The organism is Candidatus Electronema sp. JM, assembly GCF_048287415.1.
GTDB lineage: Bacteria > Desulfobacterota > Desulfobulbia > Desulfobulbales > Desulfobulbaceae > Electronema.
Map to the genome: position 1 here is coordinate 1 of NZ_JBLWEN010000043.1, position 17557 is coordinate 17557.

Annotated in this window: 18 protein-coding genes, 1 tRNA gene and 1 pseudogene; 10 read left to right on the top strand and 10 right to left on the bottom strand. The window is 53.0% G+C overall.

The window, feature by feature from the left end:
• From ACNKH6_RS08835 to tviB, 4 genes and pseudogenes are all read right to left on the bottom strand, one after another.
• Positions 1 to 336 (bottom strand): annotated as a pseudogene (locus ACNKH6_RS08835) (hypothetical protein); the annotation flags it as partial.
• 456 nt (positions 337 to 792) lie between these two features.
• The gene (locus ACNKH6_RS08840; RefSeq protein ID WP_417915192.1) at positions 793 to 1107 is read right to left on the bottom strand and encodes a hypothetical protein; all 315 of its coding nucleotides are present in this window, start codon (positions 1105 to 1107) and stop codon (positions 793 to 795) included.
• 318 nt (positions 1108 to 1425) lie between these two features.
• The gene (locus ACNKH6_RS08845) at positions 1426 to 1674 is read right to left on the bottom strand and encodes a hypothetical protein (protein ID WP_417915193.1); all 249 of its coding nucleotides are present in this window, start codon (positions 1672 to 1674) and stop codon (positions 1426 to 1428) included.
• Positions 1675 to 3049: 1375 nt separating this feature from the next.
• The gene (gene tviB, locus ACNKH6_RS08850; RefSeq protein WP_417915194.1) at positions 3050 to 4327 is read right to left on the bottom strand and encodes a Vi polysaccharide biosynthesis UDP-N-acetylglucosamine C-6 dehydrogenase TviB; all 1278 of its coding nucleotides are present in this window, start codon (positions 4325 to 4327) and stop codon (positions 3050 to 3052) included.
• Positions 4328 to 4778: 451 nt separating this feature from the next.
• Here tviB and ACNKH6_RS08855 point away from each other — a divergent pair, with 451 nt between their 5' ends.
• Positions 4779 to 5459 carry a hypothetical protein gene (locus tag ACNKH6_RS08855; RefSeq protein WP_417915195.1) on the top strand — a complete coding sequence of 227 codons (681 nt, stop codon included), beginning with the start codon at positions 4779 to 4781 and terminating at the stop codon, positions 5457 to 5459.
• Between the two features lie 138 nt (positions 5460 to 5597).
• On the opposite strand, the gene ACNKH6_RS08860 is transcribed toward ACNKH6_RS08855, so the two are convergent.
• From ACNKH6_RS08860 to ACNKH6_RS08875, 4 genes are all read right to left on the bottom strand, one after another.
• The gene (locus ACNKH6_RS08860; RefSeq protein WP_417915196.1) at positions 5598 to 6272 is read right to left on the bottom strand and encodes a radical SAM protein; all 675 of its coding nucleotides are present in this window, start codon (positions 6270 to 6272) and stop codon (positions 5598 to 5600) included.
• Positions 6269 to 6640, bottom strand: a complete 372-nt coding sequence (queD, locus tag ACNKH6_RS08865) for a 6-carboxytetrahydropterin synthase QueD (RefSeq protein WP_417915197.1) — start codon at positions 6638 to 6640, stop codon at positions 6269 to 6271. The genes ACNKH6_RS08860 and queD overlap by 4 nt, the downstream gene beginning before the upstream one ends.
• 287 nt (positions 6641 to 6927) lie before the next feature.
• Positions 6928 to 8100, bottom strand: a complete 1173-nt coding sequence (locus ACNKH6_RS08870) for an RtcB family protein (protein WP_417915198.1) — start codon at positions 8098 to 8100, stop codon at positions 6928 to 6930.
• 79 nt (positions 8101 to 8179) lie between these two features.
• Positions 8180 to 8575: a ComEA family DNA-binding protein gene (locus ACNKH6_RS08875; protein WP_417915199.1), complete on the bottom strand. Its 396-nt coding sequence runs from the start codon at positions 8573 to 8575 to the stop codon at positions 8180 to 8182.
• A 280-nt stretch (positions 8576 to 8855) separates the two neighbouring features.
• Between ACNKH6_RS08875 and ACNKH6_RS08880 the strand changes: the two genes are divergently transcribed.
• The 6 genes from ACNKH6_RS08880 (at position 8856) to ACNKH6_RS08905 (ending at position 12330) form a co-directional block, all read left to right on the top strand.
• Positions 8856 to 9287, top strand: a complete 432-nt coding sequence (locus tag ACNKH6_RS08880) for a transposase family protein (protein WP_417915244.1) — start codon at positions 8856 to 8858, stop codon at positions 9285 to 9287.
• Positions 9288 to 9459: 172 nt separating this feature from the next.
• Positions 9460 to 9536, top strand: a tRNA-Ile gene (locus ACNKH6_RS08885).
• 172 nt (positions 9537 to 9708) lie between these two features.
• On the top strand, positions 9709 to 10545 hold the full coding sequence (locus ACNKH6_RS08890) for a Nif3-like dinuclear metal center hexameric protein (RefSeq protein ID WP_417915200.1): 837 nt from the start codon (positions 9709 to 9711) through the stop codon (positions 10543 to 10545).
• Between the two features lie 43 nt (positions 10546 to 10588).
• Positions 10589 to 11404: a zinc ribbon domain-containing protein gene (locus ACNKH6_RS08895; protein ID WP_417915201.1), complete on the top strand. Its 816-nt coding sequence runs from the start codon at positions 10589 to 10591 to the stop codon at positions 11402 to 11404.
• Positions 11401 to 11817, top strand: a complete 417-nt coding sequence (locus ACNKH6_RS08900) for a ribonuclease HI family protein (RefSeq protein WP_417915202.1) — start codon at positions 11401 to 11403, stop codon at positions 11815 to 11817. Before ACNKH6_RS08895 ends, ACNKH6_RS08900 begins: the two co-directional genes overlap by 4 nt.
• Positions 11818 to 11856: 39 nt before the next feature.
• Entirely contained in the window at positions 11857 to 12330 is a 474-nt protein-coding gene (locus ACNKH6_RS08905) for a hypothetical protein (RefSeq protein ID WP_417915203.1), read from the top strand.
• Positions 12331 to 12376: 46 nt separating this feature from the next.
• On the opposite strand, the gene ACNKH6_RS08910 is transcribed toward ACNKH6_RS08905, so the two are convergent.
• Positions 12377 to 13924, bottom strand: coding sequence for an ASKHA domain-containing protein (locus ACNKH6_RS08910; protein WP_417915204.1), 1548 nt, complete (start codon positions 13922 to 13924; stop codon positions 12377 to 12379).
• A gap of 120 nt (positions 13925 to 14044) precedes the next feature.
• Here ACNKH6_RS08910 and ACNKH6_RS08915 point away from each other — a divergent pair, with 120 nt between their 5' ends.
• The gene (locus tag ACNKH6_RS08915) at positions 14045 to 15130 is read left to right on the top strand and encodes an LptF/LptG family permease (RefSeq protein WP_417915205.1); all 1086 of its coding nucleotides are present in this window, start codon (positions 14045 to 14047) and stop codon (positions 15128 to 15130) included.
• 90 nt (positions 15131 to 15220) lie between these two features.
• Here ACNKH6_RS08915 and argB read toward each other — a convergent pair whose 3' ends face one another.
• Positions 15221 to 16105: an acetylglutamate kinase gene (gene argB, locus ACNKH6_RS08920; RefSeq protein WP_417915206.1), complete on the bottom strand. Its 885-nt coding sequence runs from the start codon at positions 16103 to 16105 to the stop codon at positions 15221 to 15223.
• Positions 16106 to 16276: 171 nt separating this feature from the next.
• Between argB and lptA the strand changes: the two genes are divergently transcribed.
• Together lptA and lptB are read left to right on the top strand one after the other, a co-directional pair.
• Positions 16277 to 16828 (top strand): lipopolysaccharide transport periplasmic protein LptA, encoded by a 552-nt coding sequence (lptA, locus tag ACNKH6_RS08925; protein WP_417915207.1) that lies wholly within the window; start codon positions 16277 to 16279, stop codon positions 16826 to 16828.
• Positions 16828 to 17550 (top strand): LPS export ABC transporter ATP-binding protein, encoded by a 723-nt coding sequence (gene lptB, locus ACNKH6_RS08930; RefSeq protein ID WP_417915208.1) that lies wholly within the window; start codon positions 16828 to 16830, stop codon positions 17548 to 17550. Before lptA ends, lptB begins: the two co-directional genes overlap by 1 nt.
• Positions 17551 to 17557 lie beyond the last annotated feature (7 nt).

Consider the following 17557-nt stretch of genomic DNA (forward strand, 5'->3'; position numbering starts at 1 on the left):
CGCAGTTGCATAAAGGTTGATGTGATCAAGCGTATAAATGGGTTTCGCCAAATAGGCCCGAACAGCGTTGCGGATGATGGAAGTCTTTGCCTCAACCCAAGAAATTCCTTTGACAAAGCAATGGTGCTCTATGCGGAGAAAAGCCCTGACAGCCAGTTCAATGTAATTTCGTTGAGCTTTTTCTGACCTGGCCTGACAGCGTTCAATTCCGCAGAATTGTTTAACTCCGCGATGGCAGGTCTCAATCATCCAAGAAAATTCGGCATGCTTGAGCTTGAGCCGCATCAGGTCACTCATGGAAAGATCACTGCTGGCCCAGGCATTCAATGTCAGCATCCGTTCTGACGACCTTGAATACTTTGATCATGCCGCAGCCTTTGAGATGCGCCAAACAGTCTGCTTGAGGGATCTCAATCTGATGAATTGGAATATTTTTTGTCCTGTCTGGATTGACATGGCGGTTATGCTTTAAACGGGTCAGCCACTGCCAGCCGAACGAACGAATTTGAGATTCTCTAAACTGGCGTGCCAGCTATCAAACAAGACAAGCTCCGGCTGAAATCCGCGCTGACATGCTGTTTGCAGCATGGAGCGGAAATGGCCGTTCTTGGTCAGGTCATCTTTAACTTTATTATAGATGCGGCAGTCGGCAGGAATATGTCGTTCGCCATCAGTCCGCAATATCGAGACGAGTTAATTCCTGACACAACTCGTTGGTGGTGGGCCAAACCGGTTGACAGTCCCAGTCTGTTTCTTTGATAACAGATAGTTATCGCTTGCCATCAACGGGTTTCACCCACTACCAACTCGTTTGTGCTTGCCAGACCAATGCCGAGTCACCATATCAATCTTTTGACTGTAGAATTTATCTAACGTGCTGTCGTCAATGATCAGGACACCTTTGTTCAGATCAATATGCTCGCGCGCCTCTGACCAAAGCCGTTCAGTGGTCGGCACAAGTCGGTGGAGCTGGCGCGTATAGGCATCATGCGCAGCACCATCTTTCTCATGAGGGCAGACTCGCTCCGCTTCTGTGTTGCTGCATACCCGCTGTGTGCCGATCAGGAAATCAATGTAATCGTATTCAGTTATTTTTGATCTGTTCATCCTGACATATTAACTGTTTTTTTTATCAACTGAGTAATTCCTAATAGTGTAATATAAGAAAAATAAAACCTAGAACAGAAGATGCTCTCATGAATGCTTATGACATATCTTTAACGTTGGTTGCTTAAGTCAAAAACAATTTAACCATTGCCGGGTACGATGCCCGTTCGACTCGAAAAAACGTAAAATTCGACTAAGATTTTATGGATTTTAGAAGGAAAATTATTGAGATTTATGAGAGATAGCTAAAATAGTAAATGATTGCACTGTGTATATGGCCTGCTCAATAAATTTTCGATGAAAGGTTTTGGATATAAATTACGCAGTTGCATAAAGATTAACTGTCGTAAGGGTATAAATTGGCTTTGCCAAATAAGCCCGGACAGCATTGCGAACAATTGAAATCTTCGCCTCAAACCAAGAGATTAATTTGACAAAACAATGGTATTCAAGACGCAGAAATGCCGGCAGAGCCAGTTCGATATGATTGCGCTGCGCTCTTTCTGAACGCGCCTGACAACGCTCAATTCCGCAGAATTGTTTGATGCCGCGATGAGCATGTTTCAATCATCCAGCTCATTTCGACATGCTTGAAAGGCATCAGGTCATTCATTGTTAGATCATTAGTCGCCCAGTATTCAAAATCATCGTCTGTTCTGACATTCTTGAAGACTTTAATCGTGCCATAACCTTTAAGATGAACGACATCACATTTTTATGAATATCTATCTCCTTGACAGGCCGATTTCCGGTTTTATCAGGATTGATGTGCCGTTTGCATTTCAATCTTGATGAAAAATGAATAAATATAAATATTTTCAATATTTATATGTCTATGTGTCGAACAAGATGCGCTCCGGTGTGAAACCTCGCTCTGCAGTTTTTTGCAGCATAGATTGAAAATGATCATTTTTTGTCAGCCTGTCAGAAGATTTATTGTAAATTCTACAGTCAGCTGGCAGATGCACGCCCGCCATCCGTCCACAGCAGGGCAGTCAAATTGATGCCGGAAACGGCTCGTTTATGTTTTCCTGACCAATGACGCGTCACCAGCTCAATTTTTCTGCTGTAAAATTTGTCTGATGTGCTGTCATCGCAAATCAGAAAGCCTTTTGTCACATCAATATGATCCCGGACTTCCAGCCAAAGCCGGTCTGTGCCCGGAAAAAGCCGATGCAATTGACGGATGAACGCCTGTCATGCGACAGGCTGCCTGTTTCATCAGGCTGAACACGTTCCGCTTCCACGCAGCTATAGACTTTCTGCGTCCTATCTTGGGGTTATTCATTCCGCCATTTTACCAGTTTTTTGACAACTGCGTAACTCATAGACATCATTGATAAAGGCGGTGATTACGTGGCAGCAGCAAAAGGAAATCATTCTGATCTTTTTTAAATCAATCAGCATTTTTCAAAAGCGAAAAATGAGCAGCTAAATGGTTCTGATTTTGATTTTTTCAGCCGCAAAAAGGAAGGGCAGATATCAATGGAAAGGAGCGCAAATCCATATTTGCTGTTATTTATTATGTGACAATAAATGAAAAAATCACAGAGATATGCCGGTGTTATATTTCAATCGTAAAATCTGTTCGCGCTCACTGGGGCATTAAAATTCAGTTCATTGAGTTCTTCACATAGCTTTTCGTGAAGACGAGTCACGTCTCAAAAAAGGTCATAAAACTGAAAACTTCTCAATTTTTCGGCATATTGCGCTTAATCTCCTGAAACAAAAAAACGAACTCAGTGTAAAGAGCAAAAGGCTTAAAAATGGTCGGGACAATGCCTTCCTTGACAAAATATTTACAGGACTGTAAACGTCATGCGTTTGCCCTGGGTATTTTTAGCAAGTAAATGGGCAGTTAAGTCGAAGGATTCGCAATAAAGCAATTTTATGCAACTGCGTAACTCGCAATGTCATTCAAGCCCGGCAGATGCCAGTTACGTTATAAATTCCCGTCTGCCAGCCCCTTCTCCAGCACATGCTTGACATCGTAAATCACCGCCTGCGGACGGCAGACGCGGGCCAGCTCCGCCTTGCCCAAGCTGAAAAATTGCCGGTGCGCCACCGCTAAAATCACTGCGTCGTAGCGGCCCTCCGGCAGCTCCTCGATCATCGTCACATCGTACAGCCGCCGCGCTTCTTCCGTATCAGCCCAAGGATCATAGACCTCAATTCCGGCTCCATACGTTATCAGCTCATCAATGATATCTGTCACCCGCGTGTTGCGCAAATCCGGGCAATTTTCTTTGAAGGTCAGGCCGAGGACGAGAATGCGGGCATCAGCGACGTGAATGCGCTTGCGCAGCATCAGCTTGACCACCTCTGAGGCGATGTAGCGGCCCATGTTGTCGTTCAGCCGCCGTCCGGCCAAGATCACTTCCGGGTGATAACCGACCTGCTGCGCCTTGTGGGTCAGGTAATACGGATCAACGCCAATGCAGTGGCCGCCGACCAGACCGGGCCGGAACGGCAGGAAATTCCACTTTGTGCCTGCGGCCTTCAGCACCTCCATTGTGTCAATGCCAAGCCGGTTGAAGATCAGGGCCAGCTCGTTGATCAGGGCGATGTTGACATCGCGCTGGGTGTTCTCAATCACCTTGGCCGCCTCCGCCACCTTGATGCTGCTGGCCTTGAAGGTGCCTGCGGTGATGATCAGGCCGTACAGCCGGTCAACAAAGTCAGCAATCTCCGGCGTGGAGCCGGAAGTCACCTTGACAATGGTCGGCAGGCGGTGCTCGTGATCGCCGGGATTGATGCGCTCCGGGCTGTAACCGGCGAAAAAATCCTGGTTGAATTTCAAGCCGGAAACCTGCTCTAAAATCGGGATGCAGACCTCCTCGGTCGCGCCGGGATAGACCGTGGATTCGTAAATCACCACGTCGCCGGGCTTGAGGACTTGGCCGACCGTGCGCGACGCGCCTTCCAGCGGGCTAAAATCAGGCCGCTTGCTCTCGTCCACCGGCGTGGGCACGGCGACGATGAAGACAGTGCAGCCCCGCAGCTCGTCAAGATTGCTGGTGAATTTGAGCTGCTTGGCAGCGGCCAGCTCTTCCTCGCTCACCTCGCGGGTGCTGTCGTTCCCCTGTCGCAGCTCGGCGATGCGCTGCGCCTTGAGGTCAAAGCCGACGCAGGGCAATTTTTTACTAAATTCCACGGCCAAAGGCAGGCCGACATAGCCGAGGCCGATCACGGCCAGCTTGGTTGATGACAGATCAGGCATGGTCTTCGTTTTTTTCGGAGGAAACGGTTTCAGGTCAGCTTAGACAGTGGCAACAGCGGTGTCAAGGAGTTTTTCCGGCAACACGGCTTGAGCGATGAGGATGTCAGCCAATATTCTGTCCACTGACAAAAAATGTCACCAAGTGACAAATTTTGTCAGTGGAGCAAGGTGTATCAGCATAATCATTCTCTATTAAGAATAACTCTCATTTGCTTATAAGTTTTATTTATCTTTTATTTATGGTAAGTTAATTTTTTTTTTCTTATGGTAAGTTAATTTTTTTTAACAGGCATGAATTTTGCTTACAATGCAGTAGCAAGCCTTCCTCATAGAGGGGCTATTTTTTTTGTCGGCAATAGACGAGTTTATATTGCAATCAGTTATGTGCAATTGTTGCACATAGATACTGCCTGTTACTTAACAGGACAGAAAAATCAAAAGGAGAATAGTCATGAAAAGTGTTCAACGTGCCATCTTGATACCAACGGTAGCAATAGCTGCACTGTTTGCAGGTTCTGAGCTGATGTCGACTCCTGCGCAGGCAGCAACTACGTCCAGAAGCAAATATACTCAGTCCGGCAAAAGCGGTTATGTTTACGAAGGAAACGGCACAGACTGCGGCTGGGAATCCACCAGTCTCGATTTTTCTCAGTCGCTTTCCAAAAGCGGGTATAATCGCTCCACCAGTAACAGTGGGTATTTCTATTCGTACTCATACAATTGGTGCGATGGCAGCTACAAAAGCTGCTATGGTTATATTGACCTGAGCACCTTCAACATGTCAAAACAAGATGCTCAGGTGCAAGGAACAGGAGCTGTGCAGTGCTCTAACTCAGACTCCAATGGATATTGGAACTCATGGTCTGAGAACATTGCTGTTGATGCCAAGATAGCTTGTTCGGGAGATTACACTTCAACCAGCAAGTATAAAAATAGTTACTCTTATTCCGGGCCGTGGGGAACAACAAACTACAGCTACAGCGGCAGCGGCAGTTATTGTGATGCTAACGCCACTGGCACGATTACTGGGGATGGAGGCATGAACATCTCCCTTGGGCAGTCAAGCTCCAGCTCTGGCCAGCTTGGTGAATGGAAAAATAGAACCACCACCATTGACACGTACACGCCGTAAGCTGTCCTGCTGCGTAATGTGCAGCCCTTTTTGCAGTTCTGGGCTGCACATCAAGAGAAAAATCTGCCTTCAGCAGTTAGGGTTGAACAGGTTCACAAGCTTTCCCGTCCGCCATAGCCCTATCACCAGCAGCACGGCTCAAACGCCCCGACAAATTCCCGGCCAAATCTGCGTGTGCAGCTGGAGCTGCAAGCGCACTGGCAGTCGTTCGCGCAGCATGAAGTCCGCCAGCCGCGCCGGAGCAAGCCGATCAATGACCGGCGAGAAGAGCACGGGCAGCAGGTCAGTTAATTCATGCTCACGGACAACCTGTTCCGCCCAGAGCGCGTCGTCCTCCGAGCAGAGAACAAACTTGACTTCATCGCGGCTGCCAGCCGTCTTGCGCCGCCGGAGCAACGGAATATTTTCCCAGGCATTGTGGGCCATCATCCCGGAGTCCGGGCATTTGAGGTCCAAAATCACCCCGACCGCTGCTGGCACCCGCGCAATGCTCAGGCTGCCGCTGGTTTCTAACAGCACCTCGCGGCCCTGCTTCAGCAGCATGTCCATGAGCGGATACACATCCTCTTGCAGCAGCGGCTCGCCGCCGGTGATTTCCACCATGATGCCAGGATATTGCTCCAGCTCCGCGCATAGTTCGGCTGCGCTCATCAGCCTGCCTTCCTCGTTCCATGTATAGCGGGAATCGCAGTACGAACAGCGCAGATTGCAGCTACAAAGCCGGATAAAGGCGCAGGGCAGCCCGGCGCGGGTGGATTCGCCTTGGATGGAGTAAAACAGCTCGGAGACCCGCAGCAGTCCGCTCCCGCTCATGCGCCGTAATAAATCACGCCGCTGGAGTCGGTCTCGCGCACCTCAACCGCCTGGAGCTGGTACCGTTCGGTGGTCAGCGCACCTTTGAGCTGCTGAAAAAGAAACTGAGCAATGTGCTCGGACGAGGGATTGCGGTCTTGGAAAGCGGGATGCTCATTCAAATCGCGGTGATCCAATTCGTCCACCACCGCACTCACCTGCTGCTTGAGCACCTTGAAATCAATGCCCATGCCCAACTTGTCAAGCTGCTGGGCACGGACAGTCACTTTGATCTTCCAGTTGTGACCGTGAGGCCGCTCGCAGTTGCCGGGGTATTCGCGCAGATGATGGCCGCCGGAGAAATGGGTTTTGATGAAGATGTCGAACATGAGTGTCGTACTCCTTGGCAAAAGTTAGAGCCTGTTATGCGCATCAGACCTCTTGTATAACTGCCTTTGCTCAAGTTGCAGCTTCTGTAAAAGGTCTATTTGTCAAGCCCAGCATGATTATACTCCGATTATTTGGTAACAGCGAACCGTTAGTGATCAAGGAAATAAAATATGCTCATTATGATTATGAATAAATCTCCAGACAGATGCAGTCAAGTTCTCTATGCTTCTCGATAACGGCAATGTCTTCCTGACTATGTAAAACAATTGCCGAAAAATCGCAAGACCTATCCCTTGATCACCGCCAGCGGCAGCAGGCTGACCGCGATGTCCACCAGATCGCTCTGATTTTCCATCACCGTCTCAATATCTTTGTACGAACTAGGTGCTTCGTCAAGGTCTTTCTGATTGCGGATGCCGTGCACCACGCCGAGCGCATCCAGCCGCTCCACTTCGACCTGCAAATTCAGCTCGCGCTGGGCCTGGCCGCGCCCCATTTTCCGGCCCGCGCCGTGGCTGCATGAGCAGTAACTTTCCGGGTTCCCCTTGCCGATGACGATGAAGCTGCGGCTGCCCTGCGAACCGGGAATAATGCCGAATTCCCTGGCAAAAGCGCGGGTGGCTCCTTTGCGGTGAATCAGCACGTCCTTGCCGAAATGTTCCTCCATCACCGCGTAGTTGTGGGCAATGTTGATGAACTGCGGAAACTCGACCGGGCCGACAATCTCCTGCACTGCCGCCTGAACCCGCTCCATCATCAGCTTGCGGTTGGCCAAGGCGAAATCCACGCACCAGCTCATTTCTGCCAGATAATCCTGCGCCTCCCGCGTCTCCAGCGGCAGAAAAGCGAGCTGCCACGCCTTTGGCACTTCGCTGCGCCACCGCTCGTTCAGGCTGACCGCCAAGCGGTTGTAGTGCTCCGCCACTTTCAGGCCGATGTTGCGGCTGCCGGAATGGATCATCAGCCAGACATGGCCGTCGTCACCTTGCTGAATTTCAATGAAATGATTGCCGCCGCCCAAGGTGCCGATCTGCTTGCAGCCCGCCTCGAACTGCTGGCGGACGATGGATTTTTCCACGCCGTCCAGCCGAGCTGGATCGGGCATCAGGCTCCTGTCCTGCTGCCGCTTGTGATGGTCAAAGCCGACCGGCACCGCCGCCCGGATCAGGCCAAGAATTTTTTTCAAGATTTCACGGTCAAGGCCGGGCAGAGCAGTCTGCGCCGCGCACATGCCGCAGCCGATGTCAACACCAACCGCGTTCGGAATCACCGCGCCGTCGCAGGCCAGCACGCCGCCGATGGGCATTCCGTAGCCCTCGTGGGCATCAGGCATGATCGCAACATGGCGGAACGTGAAGGGATGATTGGCCAAATTGCGGGCCTGCGCCAATGCGCCCGGCTCGATGTGGTCAAGCCAGAGCTTGACTGGTTTCTTCTCTGATGAGATGACTTGCTTCATGATCTTGGCGGTTTCTTTGCAAAAAAAAGCAGGCTGCATTGCTGATGCAGCCTGCCGGAAAATCTGCCTGAACGGCGGATTATTTCTTCGTTGCTGCGGGCGGCGCGGTTTTCTCCGGCTCTTTGGCCGCTGCCTCAGGCTGCTTTTTCTCCTCCGGCTTGGCTGGTGCCTTTGCTTCCGGCTTTACCGCAACCGTTTCAGCAGGTTTCTCCGCCGGAGCAGCCGCGCCGACAGTGACCTCGTTTTTAATGCCTTGGAAAATTTTCTCGCCAATGCCGCTCACTTCCTTGAGCTGCTCAACGTTCTTGAAAGGCCCTTTCTCAGTGCGATATTGAACGATGGCCTCGGCTTTTTTCGGCCCGATTCCCGGCAGCGCGTCAAGCTGTTCTTTGGTCGCACTGTTGAGGTCCAACGCGGCAAACGCGGCGGCGGCAAAGAGCAGAACAAACAGCAGGGCAAAATAAATTTTCTTCACGGCATATCCTCTCAGGTGGTTGACTGCAAAAACAGACTGTTTTCTCAAGAGAAACTCAACTATAAATTCAGCGGCACCTGAACGTCAATGAAAAAAAATAGGAGCTACTCTGTGTGATTACCAACCATTTTATTTTATTAGATATAATAGACGCTATGCCGAATTTCAGGTTGCAATATTTTAAAATTTAAGCCCCAAAAAAAGGCAAACTGGCGAAGAGGACATAAAACGGAACGGAACGGCATATAAACCGACCAAAAGACAGCGGACGGCAGAAAGAATATCACAGCGGCAAAAAAAGACCTTTTCCGTCAAAAACAATATAATTGCAAACTCTTCGCGCATGATAATGTTTTTAACATTTACAGCGGATGGAAAAAAGCATGACAAAAAAATATCAAATGAAGCAGGATACGTCCTTCCGAAAGGAAGCTGTTTGCTGCAAGATGCCGGTTTTCAATGGTTTTCTGTTAAAAATATTTTTCTTTTTCAACCAATGAAAAAGAAACCAGGAACAAATTTAACTTATGACCAAAAGGAAATGAATAAAAATGTTTCAAGCATAAGAATCAAAACAGAGCATATTGCAAGCTTAATTAAAAGATGCAGGATTGTTAAAGATAAATTTAGAAACTGGCTGCGCGGGTTTGCTGAAACAGTCATGGAAATTGCTTGCGCGCTGCACAATTTCTGTTTAATATTCAGGCCTTGACAAAAAGTCAATGTCGATTGTTTGAAAAAATCGATATTACGGGGCTTGACATGCAGTGTCTTTGCATCCCAGAACAGGCTGCTTTGCCAGCGCGGGCATTTTCATCCGCGTTTCTGCTGTTTTTGATTGACCTGCGCTGTCCTGCTGGTAATATTATGCGATTCAGCGCAGCGGGCCTATAGCTCAGTTGGCTAGAGCCACCGGCTCATAACCGGTCTGTCCCTGGTTCGAGTCCAGGTAGGCCCACCAGCGCAGCCAAGCGGCAGGACAGCTTCCTGCTTTGATGACTTTTACGGTGCGGCATTGTTGAAATCCGAACGCATCCAGCTCCGCCAATCCTGTTTTCCCATCATTTGCAGCAGACAGCGGCGCAGCAGTTCATACCATAAAAAATCCTGAAGAGGCACATCCGGCAGCGGCTGTGCCTTTTTTTCATCCTGTGGCCAACGTTCAGCAATTTCTTAATATTCTGGAGAGGATCGCTCCTGCGTCCTTGGCGGCGGGCTGGGATAATGTCGGTCTGCTTGTCGGCAGCCCGCAAAGCCGGGTCAGCGCAGTGCTGGTCGCTCTTGACTCCACGCAGACCCTGCTGGCTGAGGCGCAGGCACTGGCCGCAGAGTTGATTATCACCCATCATCCGGCTATTTTCCAGCCTGTGCACCGCCTGCGCACCGACCAGCCGGGTGGAGCTTTTCTTGCTGCCGCGCTGCGGGCCGGGATCAGCGTCATTGGCTGCCACACCAATTTTGACGCAGCTTGCGGCGGCGTGAATGACTCGCTCGCTGAAGCCTTGGGGCTGGTGGACGCAGTGCCGTTGACAGCGGACAAAGCTGATGCAAGCTGCGGCATGGGCCGGATCGGCACGCTGCCGGAACCGCTTGCCGCTGAGGATTTTCTCGCCCGGCTGCGGGCGGCAGTGCCCCTGCCGTGGCTGCTGGAGGCTGGGCCGCGTCCGGCGGCAGTGGTGAAGGCCGCAGTTTGCGGCGGCTCCGGTTCTGAGCTGGCTGAGACTGCCTTGGCCGCAGGCGCGGATGTGCTGCTCACAGCGGAAGTTAAACACCATGCCGCCCGCTGGGCTGAAGAGGCTGGACTGTGGCTTTTGGACGGCGGCCATTTTGCCACGGAAAATCCCTCCATGCGCTGCCTGCAACAGCATCTCGCCGAGCGGGCGCGGCAGGCGGGATTGGATGTGCGGATACATTGCGCTGACCAGCGCCCGCCGCTCAAATTAGTGCCGCAGGATTTTTTCAGAGCATAACGACGATTACTGACATACCGACACAGAGAAAGGAGAGAAGATTTTGAACGAAGAAATCAGCAGGCTGATCGCCTTGCAGGAATTTGACAGCGAGCTGGCCGGGTTTGACCAGGAGGCGGAACGAATTCGCCAGACGCAGGCCGAGCGGGAAAAGGCGGTCGGCGCACGTGCGGCAGAGGCGGAATGCTGCCGCGCCAAGGCGGTTGAGCTGGAGCAGAGCCGCGAGACGATCAAAGCCGCTGGCGAAGAGGCAGCGGAGCGGATCAAAGAGCTGCAGGTCAAAATGATGCAGGTGCAGACCAGCCGCGAGCATCAGGCTTTGCTCAGAGAAATTGAAGACGCGAAAAAGCAGATCAAGGACACCGAGGAACAGCTTCTCCAAGTTATGGAGGATGCTGAGGCCGAGCTGAAAAAGGCTGACGAGCTGGATAATCTCTGCAAGGGCGAGCGGAAGCTGGCAGCGGCGGAAGCGGCCAAGGCTGAGGAGGCGGTGCGGCAGCTTCAGGCGCGGCGGGCCGAGGTGCTTGCCCGCCGCAACCAGTTGGCGCAGGAGCTTCCGACCACGCAGATGAAGCGGTATGACAAACTGCTGCTCAAACGGAAAGGGCTGGCGGTGGTCCGGGTTTCCGCCGGAGTCTGCCAAGGCTGCTTCATGACCGTGCCGCCGCAGTTGTTCAATCAGGTGCGCAAAGGCGGCGAAATCTGCTCCTGTCCGGCCTGTCAGCGCATTCTTTTCTATATTGCTGATGAAAATGAGTCGGTTCAGCCGGTGCGTCCCCGCCCTGTTGAAGAAGACTTCTATGAAGAGGCGGAAGACGAGGAAAACGAGAGCGAAGACGATTTGCTCAACGACGAATGAGCTGGACGCTCTTCACTGACGGCGCGTCGCGGGGCAATCCTGGCCCGGCAGGCGCAGGGGCCGTGCTCTTTGACGCGGAGGGCCGCGAGCTGGCGGCCCGCTCCCTGCATCTCGGCTGCTGCACCAACAACGTGGCGGAATATCGCGCTTTGCTCCTTGGCCTTCAAACCGCCGTGGAGCAAGGCTGCGCACGGATAGCTATCCGGCTGGATTCGGAGCTGATTGTCCGCCAGCTCCAAGGCCGCTATCAGGTCAAAAACGAAGCCTTGAAGCCGCTTTTTGCGGACGTGAAACGCCTGCTCGCCCGGCTTGACAGCTGGTCGGTCGCCCATGTGCCGCGAGAGCAGAATAAGCGGGCAGATCAGTTGGCGAATCGAGGTGTTGATGAGGGCATTTGTTGCCCTCGCAGTTAATTGGGTTGCAAAATTTAACAAAAAATCTGCGAAATGGAAATGGAAACAATTTTTACTTCGATAGTATGTTCAATCATTGCAGCCCTTGTTGTTCATATCTTAGCGATGCAACGAATGAAAAAGAACGAAATTGAAAAATTCAAATTAAAGGCATATTCCGATTTTTTAGGGGTATCATCAAGGTTAGCTGTTCGCAGACGAACAGGAGATATAGAGCATGACATCGAAGAGATGTCAAAACTCAACGATGCAAAAAATAGAATTTTGATATGCTCTAATCATGCCCTTATTGCAGAGTTGATAGAATTTTGGAAAAAAGGCGCAACGTTAGAAAAAGAAAGTGAATTACAGCCTTACAAAAGGCTTTTGCAGTTGATGCGTGAAGATTTGGGTTATAAAGAAAATGACCTTTTAAGGCTTGATGTGTCAGGTGCCCTTGCCCTTGGATTGTCAGATTTTTTGTTTAAACTTGAACCTGCGACGTGCTCTTACAAGGCAGGAAAACTTGAGTGATTACTGTTCATAGTATTAATTTACTCTAAATAATAGCCGGAGTTATTTAAGGTAGCTTTGAAAAATTCGGCACCGAAGGAAACAAGCTGGGATCGGTGTGCGGAATGAAGCGCGAGCCGGAAAAGCGGATCATGAAGTCCTGATTCACGTTCAGCTCAAGATAGGTGATACGGTGGCAAACCTCCTGCGCCCGCGTCCAAAGCGAGCTGTCGCGCAGGAGCAGTTCGGCTCCGGCCAGCGAGGTGTTGCCGACCGGATTGAAGACCGCCAGCGGCAGATCCGGCAGCATTCCCAGCGTGATGGCTTGGCGCGGGCTGATGTGCTCCCCAAAAGCGCCGGCCACATGAATCCGCTCCAGCTCGGCGAACGAGATGCCGACCTGCGCGGTCAAGGTCTCCAAAATCGCATACATCGCCGCCTTGGAACGCATCATCGCGTCCAAATCGGTCTGACTGAGCGCCACGCCGTCTGCGACTGTGAAGGCCAGCTCATCTCTGCGCTGCCGCAGCCGCTCGCGGACAAAGCTGCGCTGCGCCTCGCTCTGCCCTGCGAACTCCGCCTGAAATTTGCCGCGCAGGTCAATGATCCGCGCCAAATACAGCTCGGCGGCCAAGTCAATCAGGCCGGAGCCGCAGATGCCGACCGGCGGCGCATCCGCGATGCTGCGCCAAGTCAGCTGCCAGTTCTCGCGGTTAATGCTGACCTGCTCAATCGCGCCCGGAGCGGCCCGCATTCCCATCCGCGCCACGCCGCCTTCCAAGGCCGGGCCAGCCGCGCCCGCGCAGGCAATCAGCCAGTCGCGACTGCCTATCACCACTTCCGCGTTCGTGCCGACATCAATCAGCATCGCTGTCTGCTCGGCCTGATCAAGGCCGGTGGCAAGTATGCCGGAAATCAAATCGCCGCCGAAGTAGCTGCCCCGACTCGGCAAAAGCCAGAGCATCGCCTGCGGATGCAGCTTCAGGCCAATCTCCGCCGCTGGAAAGGGATCAGCGGCGTTGAACAGCGGCGTGTACGGCTCGCGGCAGAGATGATAGGGGCTGAGGCCGAGCAGCAGATGCGCCATCGTGGTGTTGCCCGCCACTGTCAGAACGTAAATTTCTTCCAGCGAAACAGCGGCCTCGTGGCAGAGCCGAGCAATCAGGCTGTTGATGGAAGCTGCCGCCGCCCGCTGGAGTTCCCGCAAGTCATCCTCTTTCGCCGCATAATGAATGCGGGTGAGAATGTCGGCCCCATATTCCACCTGCTGATTGAGGGCCGTCTGCCGGGCCAGCACCTTGCCCGTCAGCAGGTCAATCAGGCTGGCTTCAAGGTGCGTTGAGCCTAAATCCAAGGCCACGCCCGGCAGCAACTTCGGCTTTTCCGGCAGAAAATCAAGCAGTTCCAAGTCGCCAGGCAGATTGTGCGCTATCGCCCAGCCCTTGAATCCGGCGGCGCGGAATTTTGCCGCCAGCTCCGCCATGCCGTTGAAGGGAATGCGCACCGGCTGCGGCAAAGCCGCCCGCAGCCGGTCAAGGTCGGCGGTGTTGTCAGCCAGACTGGGTGGCGCAGTGGTGACGGGCAGGGCCGCAGTCAGAGGCAAAGCTGCTGTCATGGGACACGAGGTTTTCGGGTAATGCTTGACTGAAGCGGGCACAGAGGGTAAGAAATATTGCTGCAATATCGTAAGGGCGAAAAACTTTTCGCCCCTGCAATCTCCTTGCTACTTTTTACCATGAACCTCCTCAACCGCTACATCCTGCGCCAGTTCGCCAAGAACATTCTGTTGCTGGTTCTCAGTTTCATCGCTATTTATATTCTGATTGATTTTTTTGAGAAGATAGACAATTTTGTGGAAAAAGGCAAGCCGATGGCCTTAGTCGCCAAGTTTTTTCTGCTCTCCATTCCCTTTGTGGTCGAGCAGATGGGGCCGGTCTGCATCCTGCTTGCCGGAGTGGTGACGCTCGGCGTGCTCAATCATTCCAACGAGCTGACCGCGCTGAAAGCAGGCGGCGTGTCCCTGCGCAAAATCATCATGCCAGTCATTGCCGCTGGAGCTGCCGCCACGTTGTTTCTGCTCGCCCTGTCCCAGTTTGTCCTGCCAAGGACAGCAGCGCAGACCAGCAAAATCTGGTATCGCGAAGTAAAAGGCCACATGCCGCTCGGCATCTACCGCAGCGGTCGCTATTACTATCAGGGCGACAGCAATTTTTATTCCTTTGCCCGGCCTGATCCAAGCAAAACCGAATTTGGCTTTTTCTCCCACGCTTCATGGAATAAGCAGTACGAGCTGCAAGCCTTAGTGGCGGCGGAGTATGCGGTCTGGCAGAACGGCGAATGGATGCTTTACAACGGCCAAGTGCAGTTTGCGGAAGGCAAGGGTGCATTCCGTACCGAAGTGTTTGATGTCCGCAGTTTTCCCTTCAAAGAAAAACCGGCGGATTTTTTCCTGCCCAAGCTCCGCAGCAGCGAGATGTCCATTCTGGAGCTGTATCGGGAAGCGCGGCGCGGCAAGCAGAGCAGGGAGGAACAGGCCGCTGCTTGGGCTGATTTTTACGGGCGCGTTTCATACATTCTGCTGGGTCTGCCGCTGCTCCTGCTGGGTCTGCCGCTCCTGCTCATGGTCTATCGGAAATGGGGCCGTGACCTTTCGCTGGCTGTGCCGGTGAGCTGCGGCATGGCCTTTGCCTGCTGGGGTATTTGGGCGATTTTGCAATCCTTGGCCAAGGCAGCGTATTTCAATCCGCTGGCAGCGGCCTTGTCGGTGCATCTGCTTGTTGGCCTGAGCGGACTGTTTCTGTTACTGCGGGAGGATGTGTGAAATGACTGGCAACGAACTGGTACGCAGTTGCCAGAAAGTTGGTGAGTTTTCAGGGGCGATTCATGAATCGCCCCTGAAAAAATTTCATTATTACGCCGTGATCTCCGTGCCGATGCCCGCATGAGTGAAGATTTCCAGCAGGATGGCGTGTTCTTGCCGCCCGTCAATGATGTGGGCCTTGTTCACGCCGCCGCTGATGGCCGAGGCGCAGCAGCGCAGCTTGGGAATCATGCCGCCCTTGATCGTGCCTTCAGCAATAAGCTGCTCAATCGAGCTGACCGCGATGGAGGAAATAAGCTGGCCGTCCGCGCCCTTCACTCCTTCCACGTCGGTGAGCAGGATGAGCTTGGAGGCCTTCAGTTCGGCGGCGACAGCTCCGGCGACCAGATCGGCGTTGATGTTGTAGGCTTGGCCGTCCTCGCCTACACCAACTGGCGCGATCACCGGGATGAAATCCTTTGCGGCCAAGGTGGTGAGCAGCTCCGAATTGATCCGCGTCACCTCGCCCACCCGGCCCAGATCAATCAGCTCCGGCGGCGCGTTTTCGCTTTCCTGCTTGCCCGGCACCTTCATTTTTTTCGCCTGCACAAGGTCGCCGTCGCGGCCTGACAGCCCGACCGCCCGACCGCCGCAGTGGTTGATCAAGCCGACAATCTCCTTGTTGACCTTGCCGACCAGCACCATTTCCACCACGTCCATGGTCGGGCCATCCGTGACCCGCATTCCCTGCACGTAGCTGGAAGTGATCTGCATTTTTTTCAGAAATTCATTGATCTGCGGCCCGCCGCCATGGACGACGACCGGATTGATCCCAATGTATTTGAGCAGGATCACATCCAAGGCGAATTTTTTCTTCAGCTCCTCGTCAATCATCGCGTGGCCGCCGTATTTGATGACCACGGTTTTTCCACTGAACTCGCGGAGATAGGGCAAGGATTCAATCAGCACCTTGGCTTTGGCGATCTCGTTCTGCATGACTGCGTTCCTTTTACGTTGCATTGGCCGCGCCCCGGCGGAACGGGGCGGCAGCAGCGGCAGTTTTTCATCTGTGAACAGGGAGATGGAAAGTCTTTACATTTTCCAGTGAACCCTGTATCCTGTAGGCTCCGCGCAGCGTGACTCCGATGCGCAGCGTTCTTATAAAACATGATTGCGAGAGAGGCAACAATGTATTTCTTCTCATCCTCCGCCAAGCGGCTGCTGACCGCCGCTCTGGCTGCTGTCATCATGGCTTCGGCCACCGGCACGGCTTTCTGCAAGGGAAAAGAAGAAAAAGACGACGCGCCAATCAATATTGAGGCGGACCGCATGGTTTCGCAAGAGGCGAAAAATTCGGTCGTCTTTATTGGCAACGTGGATGCCAGTCAAGGCAAAGTCACCATCCGCACTGATGAAATGACGGTCTATTATGATCAGAGCACTCCGGGCACACCGAAGAACAAATCCGGCAAAGTCAAGCGGCTGCTCTGCGTCGGCAATGTGCAGGTGACGCAGGACGACTGGCTCGGCACCGGCGAAAAAATGGAATATTTCGCTGATGAGCGCAAGGTGGTGCTCAGTGGCAATGCCAAGGCTTCAGAAGGGCAGAGCATGGTCTCGAGCGACACCATCACCTATTTTCTTGATGAAAAGCGTTCGGTGTTTGAGCAGCAGAACAACAAACCGGGCCGGGTCAAGGCCACCATCCAGCAGCACTGATGAGCCTGCTTGAGACCAGAAATCTGGTCAAGGAATACCGCGCCCGCCGGGTGGTGGACGAAGTCAGTCTGCAAGTGCGGAGCGGCTGGATAGTCGGGCTGCTGGGGCCGAACGGCGCAGGCAAGACCACCACCTTTTATTCCATTGCGGGCTTCATCCGGCCCAGCGCAGGGGCGATTCTGCTGGACGGCGAAGAAATCGGCGAGCTGCCCATTCATGAGCGGGCTGGCAAAGGCATCACCTATCTGGCGCAAGAATCCTCAGTTTTCAAAAAATTGACGGTGGAGGAAAATGTCCGCATTGTGCTGGAGCCGCTCGGTCTGAGCCGCAACGAAATCCGCCAGCGCATTCAAGAGCTGATGGCCGAGCTGAAAATTGAGCATTTGGCGAAAAACAAAGGCCATGCCCTTTCCGGCGGCGAGCGGCGGCGGGTGGAGATCATGCGCGCTCTGGCGGTGCGGCCTCGCTTCATTCTGCTCGACGAGCCGTTTGCAGGCGTGGATCCGCTGTCGGTGGCGGATTTGCAGCAAATCATCCGCGCTCTCAAAGCCAAGGGTCTTGGCATCCTCATTTCCGATCACAACGTGCGCGAAACGCTGCAAGTCTGCGATTTCGCCTACATCATGAACGAGGGGCAGATACTCACCAGCGGGGCGGCAGGCGACATCATCCGCAGCGAGCTGGCCAAGAAGATGTACCTTGGCGAAAACTTCCGCCTGTAGCCGCCTG

What these genes read in the sequence shown, in the direction of transcription:
- ACNKH6_RS08840 (WP_417915192.1), bottom strand. Translation starts at nt 1,107, where the DNA reads ATGAACAGATCAAAAATAACTGAATACGATTACATTGATTTCCTGATC.
- tviB (WP_417915194.1), bottom strand. Translation starts at nt 4,327, where the DNA reads ATGCCTGATCTGTCATCAACCAAGCTGGCCGTGATCGGCCTCGGCTAT.
- ACNKH6_RS08855 (WP_417915195.1), top strand. Translation starts at nt 4,779, where the DNA reads ATGAAAAGTGTTCAACGTGCCATCTTGATACCAACGGTAGCAATAGCT.
- ACNKH6_RS08860 (WP_417915196.1), bottom strand. Translation starts at nt 6,272, where the DNA reads ATGAGCGGGAGCGGACTGCTGCGGGTCTCCGAGCTGTTTTACTCCATC.
- queD (WP_417915197.1), bottom strand. Translation starts at nt 6,640, where the DNA reads ATGTTCGACATCTTCATCAAAACCCATTTCTCCGGCGGCCATCATCTG.
- ACNKH6_RS08870 (WP_417915198.1), bottom strand. Translation starts at nt 8,100, where the DNA reads ATGAAGCAAGTCATCTCATCAGAGAAGAAACCAGTCAAGCTCTGGCTT.
- ACNKH6_RS08900 (WP_417915202.1), top strand. Translation starts at nt 11,401, where the DNA reads ATGAGCTGGACGCTCTTCACTGACGGCGCGTCGCGGGGCAATCCTGGC.
- ACNKH6_RS08905 (WP_417915203.1), top strand. Translation starts at nt 11,857, where the DNA reads ATGGAAACAATTTTTACTTCGATAGTATGTTCAATCATTGCAGCCCTT.
- ACNKH6_RS08910 (WP_417915204.1), bottom strand. Translation starts at nt 13,924, where the DNA reads ATGACAGCAGCTTTGCCTCTGACTGCGGCCCTGCCCGTCACCACTGCG.
- ACNKH6_RS08915 (WP_417915205.1), top strand. Translation starts at nt 14,045, where the DNA reads ATGAACCTCCTCAACCGCTACATCCTGCGCCAGTTCGCCAAGAACATT.
- argB (WP_417915206.1), bottom strand. Translation starts at nt 16,105, where the DNA reads ATGCAGAACGAGATCGCCAAAGCCAAGGTGCTGATTGAATCCTTGCCC.
- lptA (WP_417915207.1), top strand. Translation starts at nt 16,277, where the DNA reads ATGATTGCGAGAGAGGCAACAATGTATTTCTTCTCATCCTCCGCCAAG.
- lptB (WP_417915208.1), top strand. Translation starts at nt 16,828, where the DNA reads ATGAGCCTGCTTGAGACCAGAAATCTGGTCAAGGAATACCGCGCCCGC.